This window comes from Peptacetobacter sp. AB800, assembly GCF_047807365.1.
Taxonomy (GTDB): Bacteria; Bacillota; Clostridia; order Peptostreptococcales; family Peptostreptococcaceae; genus Peptacetobacter.
Window position 1 is genome coordinate 1 of the sequence record NZ_JBLOUI010000131.1, and the last position, 223, is coordinate 223.

Below are 223 nucleotides of genomic sequence, written 5' to 3' on the forward strand. Positions count from 1 at the left end.
ATTACAATTAAATAGTATTGAATTTACATATATAAATCCAGCATATACAAGCCAAATTTGTAGCAAATGTGGAAGATTTGGTGTAAGAAATGGAGATTCATTTGTTTGTGAGTATTGTGGAGAAATTCATGCAGATATAAATGCAAGTAAAAATATTTTAGATAGAAAATATGATAAAGAAATAAAGATGTTTACAAGTTATAAGAAAGTTAAGGAAATACTA

Annotated in this window: 1 protein-coding gene; it reads left to right on the forward strand. The window is 24.7% G+C overall.

From position 1 onward, the window contains the following. Positions 1-223 (forward strand): zinc ribbon domain-containing protein (locus ACK2WN_RS12450; protein WP_416155709.1); only part of this gene is annotated, 223 nt, incomplete at both ends.